Here is an 8,896-nt window from a genome sequence, read left to right as displayed (position 1 = left end):
GCAAGATCCAGTACAACTACGACCGCGCGATCTACAAGCAGCGCAACGTCATCGAGCGCATGTTCTGCCGCTTCAAAGACTGGCGACGCATTGCCACCCGCTTCGACCGCAATGTCCGAAACTTCATAGGCGCCGTCAGCCTCGCCGCAGCCGTTATCTGGTGGCTGTAATGAGTCCGGACCCTAGACACGCTCTTTGACAGGACGGCCTCGCTAACAGCGGCCATTTGTCCAGCAGGAGCCTCGATCAGCCCAACTAACAGTGCTAACCTTATGTCTGTTGGCGGGCCAAACAGCCCAATGCACTGCACCTTTCCGTCGCCTCGCCGGCGGGATGAAACGGCATTCTGGCCATACGGTTGTCGCACCAAGTATTCAATTGTTGATGCCAGTCGTTGGACTGGTCGGATATGCGCCTCCATTCGCGTCAATTGTTCTGCATTTAGTGCCAGCAAATGCAAAGCCGCCCTTCCGCTTTCCACCCCATTGCTGCCGGTTAGCAACCGTCCCCATTTCAGACGTTCACTGAGGTCGCCCAATCCCAAATGCGTGGCTTGACAACCATGAGTTCTGGAAGCCTTATACGTATCACTAATACGTATAAGGATTTGATTTGTGCAGGGTCGTCGTGCCACTCAGAAGGATGTTGCTCGACTGGCCGGTGTGTCTCAAGCCAGCGTATCCATGGTTTTGAGCGGTTCTCCCTCGCCAGCTCTGTCGGCGGAAACGCTTTATCGGATCAACGAGGCGGCAGCAGAGCTGGGATACACGCCGAACCGCTTTGCTCAGGCACTCAAGACCAATCGCACCATGACGATCGCCTGCATGGTTCCTGATATTACCAACCCATTCTACCCGGCCCTGATGAGGGGCATACAGTCGGTAACAGATACCCTCGGATATGATGTGATTGCGGTTAACACCGATGGCACGATGGAGCGAGAGCGCCATTTTCTCGACTGGTCCAGGCAAGGGCGAGTTGATGGCTTGATCGGTGTGTTCTTCAATCTGCGTGCCCAGGACTTTAAGCCCCTGATCGACGCAGGCATGCCTGTCGTTCGTATCGAGTCCGCAAAAAAACGCGGTGGCGATCTGGCCATTGATGACATCTATGTCGATAGCCAAGCTGCCTCCTTTGCAGTGACGCAATACCTGATCGCGAAGGGACATCGCCGGATCGCCATGGTGGCAGGTAGGGGCGGGCCGCAGGCGGTGCGCATCGAAGGCTACAAGGCGGCTCTGGCCGCGGCATCGCTGATCCCAGATGTGATGTTGGAAACTGCATTCAGCGAGGAGAACGGCTTTGCTGCGGCAGAGAAGATTTTGCAGCGCGAAGAACGTCCGACAGCCATTTTCGCCGCCAATGACCTGATGGCAATTGGCGTGATGCAATTGCTACGCGAACGCAACGTGGCCATTCCGGCGGATATCGCGGTGGTAGGATTCGATGACATATCTGCGGCCAAATTGGTGACGCCATCGCTGACCACCGTGGCGCAATTTCAGTACCAGATGGGCGTCAAAGCCGCTGAAATCCTAATGCAGCGATTGCGGGGAGTATCCACGACGATCGGTACCGCAATCGAAATGCCGTTCAGTCTGGTGGAACGTGGTTCGACATAACGCCTGATAACCTTGGAGGAGGAAACCATGAAGAGACGTACTTTCGTGCAGGCAGGCCTTGGCCTGGTCACAATGTCGCTGATGGGCGGCACGGCATTCTCGCAGGAGAAAAAGCCGATTAGCTGGTGGTATGAAACCGCTGCGCCGGAGAACCAGGAATTTTTGCGGACCCTGGTTGTCGCACCATTCAATGAGGCGCACCCAGATGAGCAACTGACCATCGATTTCCGCGGTTCCGAGCTCGACAAGCAGTTGCGCGTGGCCATGCTCTCGGGCAGTGGACCAGATGTGGTTTACACGGCCGGGCCCAGCTACGTCGCCAGCATGGCTCAGGCGGGTCAATTGCTACCACTCGATGAATTTGCAGCCAGCCTCGGGTGGAACGAGCGTATCCTGCCGGTATTTATCGAACTCGGTAAGTACAACGGCAAGCTCTATGCTTTGCCCAAGACCTACGAGACGTTGGGGCTGTTCTTCAACAAGACACTGTTTGATGCCAACGGTTGGGCCGCGCCTAAAACCATAGCTGAACTCGAAACGCTTGCCGACGCCATGAAGGCCAAGAACATTGTGCCGTTTGGAGCGGGCAATGCCGATTGGCGCCCTGCCAATGAGCACTATGTGTCGCTGGTGCTCAATTCGGTCGCTGGCCCGGACAACCTCTATAAGGCGCTCAAGGGCGAAATTCCGTGGACCTCCGAGCCGTTCGTCGCGGCCATCGATACGCTCAACAAGTGGTGGCAGAACGGCTATTTCGGGCCGAACTACTTCTCGCTGACCGGCGAGCAGGCATTTGCCCAGGTGGCGACAGGGCAGGCCGGCATGGCCCCGACCGGCACCTGGAACTTCACCAATGTGCCGCGCTACTTCCCCCAGAACAATGCCGAGCCCGGCTTTGTCGGCTTCCCGAGCGCCGAGGGCGTCGACTATCCGATCTATGCCCTGGGCATCGGCTCCACTTTCTCGATCGCTGCCACCTCGAAGAACCCCGAAGGCGCTGCCGAAGTCATCGACTATGTATTTTCCGACAAATTTTATGGCGACATGAATACGGTCTGGCAGGGGGAGTGGAACACGCCGCTCAAGGACCTCAGCAAGGTGCAAGTGGGTGCGGAAGTCTTGCCGCTCTACACCGAGACCATGAAGGGGCTGGCCGATGCGGTCAACGCCAACCAGTACGGCTATACGACCTGGACCTTTCTGCCGCCTGCCACTGACACCTACATCGTCAGCGGCATCGAGGAAATCTGGCTCGGCAAGCTGACCACCGCCGATTTCCTGGCCAAGCTCGACGAAACCTTCAAGCAGGAGCAGTCCGAGGGCAAGGTTCCGGCCATTCCAGAACGCGTATAGCTCAGCGTTTTTCAACCTGCCTGGGTGGCAGGAACGACCTGCCACCCAAAGTTTGTAGAGGACGCCATGCACCGGCTTTATCTTGTCCCGACACTGGCGATCAATTTCGTCATTATCCTGGTTCCGGCCCTGCTGACGATCGCCTTGGCGTTCTTTCGCTGGGATGGTATTTCCGCGCCTGTATTTAATGGCCTGGGCAACTTTCAGGCGCTGGCCGGCGATCGCGTGTTCTGGTCGGCGCTCACCAATAACCTGATCTGGACCGCGATCTTCTTGGTGGTGCCCATCGCCATGGGCCTGCTGGCAGCAACCATGCTGCTAATCGCGCCAAGAGGCCGCACATTTTTCCAGGTCGTCTATTTCCTTCCAGTGATCATAGCCACCGCCATCACCGCCCGGGTCTGGCAGGGCATGATCTATAGCCCGGTGACCGGCCTGTTCGGACTGATGCAAAAGAGCGGACTGCCGGTAGTCAATCCCTTGTCCTTGCCCACAACGGCGCTGTTCGGAGTGGCGACCGTGGACCTCTGGCACTGGTGGGGTTTTCTCTGCGTGATCTTTTTTGCGGCATTGCGCCAGGTGCCCCAAGAACAGATCGAGGCGGCGCGCATCGAGGGCGCCACGTTCTGGCAGATGATGCGCTACGTGCTGCTGCCCGGCATCCGGCCAACCATCACGCTTATGATGATAATGACCGTGATCTGGTCATTTCTGGTGTTTGATTTTGTCTACATTCTGACCCAGGGCGGGCCCGCTTTTTCGAGCGAAGTGCTGTCAACGCTCGCCTACCGCAAAGCCTTCTACGATCTCAACGTGGGGCAGGCGGCGGCGACCGCGCTGGTCATCAGCCTCTTTGGCCTCGTCGCTACCTATTTTTACATTCGCGTGCAATCGCAGGAGGGCGAACAATGAGGCTGGTCGAAAGCCGTACGACGCTCACCATCACCTATTTCGTGCTGGCGATTGGCGCATTTACTGCGCTGTTTCCCATAGCGCTGCTGGTGCTCAATTCACTAAAGAGCGCACAGGAAATTGTGCTCAATCCGCTGGCGCTGCCACAGACGATCCGTTGGGATAACTTCACGCGGGCCTGGAACGATGCCCGTTTCAGTCAGACTTTCGTAAACTCGATCGTGCTGACCGGCATGACCATTATCCTGGTCTGCGTCACCGGCTCGATGTCCGCCTATGTGCTAGCACGCAAGAAGATCAAGTCGTGGCGGCTGGTGACAGGCTATTTGCTGGCGACGACGACAGCGCCGATCCAGTTGTTCCTGTTTCCGCTTTATTTCGGGTTTGCAAAGCTGGGGCTGATCAACAACGTTTTCGCGGTGTCGCTGGTCTACACCGCTATCTATAGCCCATTTGCCATCATGCTCTTGCGCACTTATTTCCTCGCCGTTCCCAAGGAGCTCGAGGAAGCTGCGCTGATCGATGGCGCGACCCATTGGCAGGTGTTCACCAAGGTGATGCTGCCAATCGTATCGCCCGGCATCCTGACCGTGGCGCTGATCATCGGGCTCTATTCTTGGAATGAGTTTTTAATCGCCACCACCTTCCTTCAGCAGCAGGACAAGGTGACCGCGGTGGTGTCGTTCTTCCTGTTGAGCGGCCAATACAGCTCCGACTGGGGTGAGATCATGGCCGCCGCGCTGATCATCGTCCTTCCTATCGTCGTTCTGTTCGTTTTCCTGCAGCGCCGCTTCATCGAGGGCATGGCAGGCGGCTCGGTCAAAGGCTGAACCAAATCATTTTTGGGAGAGAGAAATGCAGGTTCCGAATGATTATCTGGAACGCGTCTATGCTGGCGTGCTTGGCAAACTAGTGGGCGTCTATGTCGGCCGGCCGTTTGAGGGTTGGACCTACCAAAAGATAATGAAAGAGCTCGGGCCCATCGAGTATTACGTCCACGAACGGCTCAACCAGCCGTTGGTAGTTACGGACGACGATGTTGCTGGCACGTTCACCTTCGTACGGGCGCTGGAAGATTATGGGATTTCCACCGATCTCTCGGCTGAAAATATCGGCAAGGCCTGGCTCAACTACATCGTCGAGGAACGCGCCATACTGTGGTGGGGTGGAAGCGGCAATTCCACCGAGCACACTGCCTGGCTTAACCTGAAAAAGGGCATTTCAGCGCCCCATAGCGGCTCTATTGCTACCAATGGATCGACAGTTGCTGAACAGATCGGCGCCCAGATTTTCATTGATGGCTGGGCCATGGTCGCGCCGGGCCAACCAGCGGTGGCGGCAAAGCTCGCAGAGCAGGCGGGCAAGGTCAGCCATGACGGAGAATCCGTCCACGCCGCCGTCCTATGGGCAGCCATGGAGGCCGAGGCGTTCACCTCGAGCGATATCAACCACCTGATCGATACCGGCCTGTCGTTCATTCCCGACGAGAGCCTGATTACCAGACTGATCGCAGACGTTCGGGCCTGGCACAAACAGAACCCGGACTGGCGCGATACGCGTCAGAAGATCGAGGACCAGTACGGCTATGACAAATATCCAGGCAATTGCCATGTGGTGCCCAATCATGCGCTGATGATCATGGCGGTGCTCTATGCCCCTGACGATTTCCAGCGCGCCCAGATGATCGTCAACACCTCTGGCTGGGACACCGATTGCAATGCCGGCAACGTTGGGTGCCTGATGGGTATCATGCTGGGCCTTGAGGGCCTCGATGCTGGGCCTGACTGGCGCGGGCCGATTGCCGACCGGCTGCTGATTTCATCAGCGGATGGTGGTAATTCAATCAATGACGCCGTGCGGCAAGCTTACTACGTGGCCAATCTGGGCATGAAGCTGGCAGGTAACGCCCCATTTGATCCGCCCAAGAACGGCGCGCAGTATCACTTCTCGCTGCCGGGCAGCCAGCAGGGTTTCCGTGCCGTCGACGGCTACAACGCATCAGGCGCTCCGCGCATCCGCAATGTGGAGTTCGAAGGCGCGCGGGCCTTGTCGATCAACTACGAGGCGCTTGGCCCAGGCCAGCTTGCCGCCGTGACAACGCCGACATTCTCGCCGCGCGAAGTGCTCGACATGCGCACCTACGATCTGATGGCGACGCCGCTGGTCTATTCAGGCCAAGACGTCTCGGCTCGTGTCGTGGCCGACCGCACCAATACCGGATCGATCTCGGTGCGCCTGCGGTTGCGAGCCTATGACGCCCATGATGAGTTACGCGACATAGATGGGGATGTGGTTTCGCTGGCGCCGGGCGAGGATCGCCTCATATCGTGGGTAGTGCCCGATCTGGATGGCCAGCCCATTGCCGAAATTGGCATCGCACTCACTACTGACGGTCGCCGGGCTGATGGTCGCGTGCTGCTCGACTATCTGCGCTGGGACGGGGCGCCCAATCTGGTGCTCCACCGTCCTGCCGGCGATGGCGATTTCTGGCGCATGGCCTGGGTCAATGGCGTGAGTTTTTTCTCTAAGCGCTTCCCACCAAGCTTCCGCATTTCGCAGGGGCGCGATGAGGGAATCATAATCCATGGTACTCGCCACTGGACCGATTACGCGGTATCGACGGACATCGTCATCCATCTGGGGAATTACGGTGGCGTCGCCGTACGCGTGCAGGGTCTGCGGCGTTACTATGCGGTCCGGGCGACCCGCGAAGGCAAGCTGCAGATTGTGCGGCAACGCGATGAAGAGACCACAGTTCTGGCCGAGACGAGCTACGACCTGGTGTTCGAAAAAACCATAGCAGTGCAACTGAGCGTAATGGGAAGCCGCCTTAGCGCATCATTTGACGGCATTTCGCTCGAGGCCACCGATACAAGCGAAGGTGCCTTTGCCAATGGCGGGATCGGCCTCTTGGTGCACGAAGGCGCGCTATCTACCGATGAAGTGCGGATCGGCGCTGTTTGATGCGCAACAGGACAGGAACGGGAAAACCATCATGGCTTCTGTAGCAATTGCCAACGTCACCAAGTCTTATGCGGGTCTTGAGGTATTGCACGGCGTATCCGTCGATATACCGGATGGCCAGTTCGTCGTGCTGGTCGGGCCATCGGGATGCGGAAAATCCACGCTGCTCCGTATGATTGCCGGTCTGGAGGATATTTCAGGAGGTACGATCAGCATTGGCGCCAAGGTGGTCAACGATCTGCCCCCCAAGCAGCGCGATATCTCCATGGTGTTCCAGAACTACGCGCTCTATCCGCATATGACGGTCGCCGAGAACATGGCCTTCTCGATGACGCTGGCTAAAGCGCCCAAAGCAGAAAAAGCTGCGCGCGTCGCCAAGGCTGCGGAAATCCTGAGTCTGACGCCGTTGCTCGATCGCTATCCGCGTCAACTCTCAGGAGGACAGCGTCAGCGCGTGGCAATGGGACGCTCGATAGTGCGCAATCCGCAGGTTTTCCTGTTCGACGAGCCTCTATCGAACCTTGATGCCAAGTTGCGCGTGGCAATGCGTGCGGAAATAAAGGCGCTACATCAGCGGCTCAAGACTACGACCGTCTACGTCACCCACGATCAGGTTGAGGCCATGACGATGGCCGATCAGATTGTCGTAATGAACGATGGGCGCGTTGAGCAAATTGGCACCCCGCTCGAGCTTTACGATCATCCAGCCAATATATTCGTCGCGACCTTCATTGGTTCGCCAGGAATGAATCTCATCGCAGGCACTGTCGTCGCGTCGGGCACAGGCCAAGTCGTCAAGACCGGTGAGGGCCTAGAGTTGCCACTACTTGCCCAGGGCGATGGCGCCGAAGGCAGAGTGGTGCAATACGGATTCCGCCCGGAACATCTCAGGCTATGCTCAGGTGTCGAAGGAATTGCCGCTGAAATCATTGTTGTCGAGCCGATGGGCTCGGAAACCCAAGTCCACATGAAATTTGCAGGTGAGCCAATTGTCGGGGTATTTAGAGAGCGAATTACAAAACAACCTGGTGAAATAATACACGTGCTGCCAGACGCTGACGGTGCCACGATATTTGATGGCGTAACGGGAATGGCAATAACCTAGAAGTCAATTGGTAAGGCTCTATGGCTTAACCCCAAGTGGACAAGTCCGACGTTGTTGCCGTTGCACGTGGTCAGCAAATGGAGCTTCGCAAATTCCTCGCCAGTGACTGGCCATGGGTTGAGAAGTGGTTTCAAGATGCGCAGTTGGATCGCGAGCTTGGACCCATGGGCACCGATTGGTTAGATGCCGTCCTTGCGGAACGCAATGGCGTGCAACTAGTGGCCACAGTTGAAACAAAGCCGGTCGCTTTGATCGGATGTGTTTGGGGTGACGCTGAGCACCCATCTCATTACATCACTGACATCGCAGTGGATCCCGACCTTCGTGAGCAAGGGATCGCATCCAGAGCGTTGCATCTTGTGTCAGATTGGCCGGGGCATCCGCCAACTGCAAAGTGGACAGCGTTCGTTGCCTCGCGCAACATTCCTGCGCAGGGGCTCTTGCGAAAAAGCCTCTGGAGCCATGCCGGCAGTTCAGACGGCATGCTGAAATTCGAAAAGTCAGCCACTAGGCCTACGTCCTAACCAAAGCCGCCCTGACCGTTCGCGACCCAAAGCCGTATGCGGGCCATCGATTTTGCGAAAGCCGCCATTGGTGGTGGAGTTGCCGGGACAATCGACAGCGTCGCCAGTTAGACATTTCTCGGCGGATTCGAATGGACATCTAAAATGATGATGCTGTTAGTAAAACCCCGCTTGATTGATCCTTTACTAGGTCCTGTTGACAAAGTACGGTATCCATATCCTTACAGCGGCTAAGGCGAGGAAGGCCGCGAAGGATTTCGCGGTCTTGTCGAAGCGTGTTGCGATGCGGCGGAACTGCTTGAGCCTGTTGAACATGCGTTCGATGCGGTTGCGGTCCTTGTATGCCTTGAAGTCGCATGGGGGCGGGTTCTTGCGGTTGGCTTTGGGTGGGATCACCGGAACAATGCCGCTCAACA

At 57.2% G+C, this 8,896-nt stretch carries 9 protein-coding genes; 8 read left to right on the top strand and 1 reads right to left on the bottom strand.

Translation table 11 applies throughout. From position 1 onward, the window contains the following. From WH91_RS23670 to WH91_RS17665, 8 genes are all read left to right on the top strand, one after another. Positions 1-170: IS5/IS1182 family transposase (locus WH91_RS23670; RefSeq protein WP_046172343.1), on the top strand; the 170-nt coding region annotated here is incomplete at its 5' end. Between the two features lie 444 nt (positions 171-614). Next, the gene (locus WH91_RS17695) at positions 615-1,622 is read left to right on the top strand and encodes a LacI family DNA-binding transcriptional regulator (RefSeq protein WP_046172342.1); all 1,008 of its coding nucleotides are present in this window, start codon (positions 615-617) and stop codon (positions 1,620-1,622) included. Positions 1,623-1,649: 27 nt separating this feature from the next. Continuing rightward, on the top strand, positions 1,650-2,975 hold the full coding sequence (locus WH91_RS17690; RefSeq protein ID WP_046172341.1) for an ABC transporter substrate-binding protein: 1,326 nt from the start codon (positions 1,650-1,652) through the stop codon (positions 2,973-2,975). A gap of 66 nt (positions 2,976-3,041) precedes the next feature. Further along, a complete protein-coding gene (locus WH91_RS17685; RefSeq protein ID WP_082102251.1) occupies positions 3,042-3,887 on the top strand; it encodes a carbohydrate ABC transporter permease in 846 nt (281 codons plus the stop codon). Continuing rightward, on the top strand, positions 3,884-4,717 hold the full coding sequence (locus WH91_RS17680) for a carbohydrate ABC transporter permease (RefSeq protein ID WP_046172339.1): 834 nt from the start codon (positions 3,884-3,886) through the stop codon (positions 4,715-4,717). The genes WH91_RS17685 and WH91_RS17680 overlap by 4 nt, the downstream gene beginning before the upstream one ends. 25 nt (positions 4,718-4,742) lie before the next feature. Beyond that, positions 4,743-6,851 carry an ADP-ribosylglycohydrolase family protein gene (locus tag WH91_RS17675; RefSeq protein WP_046172338.1) on the top strand — a complete coding sequence of 703 codons (2,109 nt, stop codon included), beginning with the start codon at positions 4,743-4,745 and terminating at the stop codon, positions 6,849-6,851. Between the two features lie 31 nt (positions 6,852-6,882). Then, positions 6,883-7,956 (top strand): ABC transporter ATP-binding protein, encoded by a 1,074-nt coding sequence (locus WH91_RS17670; protein ID WP_046172344.1) that lies wholly within the window; start codon positions 6,883-6,885, stop codon positions 7,954-7,956. A gap of 35 nt (positions 7,957-7,991) precedes the next feature. Next, positions 7,992-8,480, top strand: a complete 489-nt coding sequence (locus tag WH91_RS17665) for a GNAT family N-acetyltransferase (RefSeq protein ID WP_083416378.1) — start codon at positions 7,992-7,994, stop codon at positions 8,478-8,480. 186 nt (positions 8,481-8,666) lie between these two features. On the opposite strand, the gene WH91_RS17660 is transcribed toward WH91_RS17665, so the two are convergent. Then, positions 8,667-8,896: IS5/IS1182 family transposase (locus WH91_RS17660; protein WP_046169027.1), on the bottom strand; the 230-nt coding region annotated here is incomplete at its 5' end.

The organism is Devosia psychrophila (assembly GCF_000971275.1).
Taxonomy (GTDB): Bacteria; Pseudomonadota; Alphaproteobacteria; order Rhizobiales; family Devosiaceae; genus Devosia; species Devosia psychrophila.
The sequence above is the reverse complement of the archived record's forward strand: the minus strand, read 5'-3'. Positions and strand labels throughout refer to the sequence as shown.

Bases quoted from the DNA above. Each gene is read 5' to 3' on its own strand.
- WH91_RS17690 (WP_046172341.1), top strand. From the start codon at position 1,650: ATGAAGAGACGTACTTTCGTGCAGGCAGGCCTTGGCCTGGTCACAATG.
- WH91_RS17685 (WP_082102251.1), top strand. From the start codon at position 3,042: ATGCACCGGCTTTATCTTGTCCCGACACTGGCGATCAATTTCGTCATT.
- WH91_RS17680 (WP_046172339.1), top strand. From the start codon at position 3,884: ATGAGGCTGGTCGAAAGCCGTACGACGCTCACCATCACCTATTTCGTG.
- WH91_RS17675 (WP_046172338.1), top strand. From the start codon at position 4,743: ATGCAGGTTCCGAATGATTATCTGGAACGCGTCTATGCTGGCGTGCTT.
- WH91_RS17670 (WP_046172344.1), top strand. From the start codon at position 6,883: ATGGCTTCTGTAGCAATTGCCAACGTCACCAAGTCTTATGCGGGTCTT.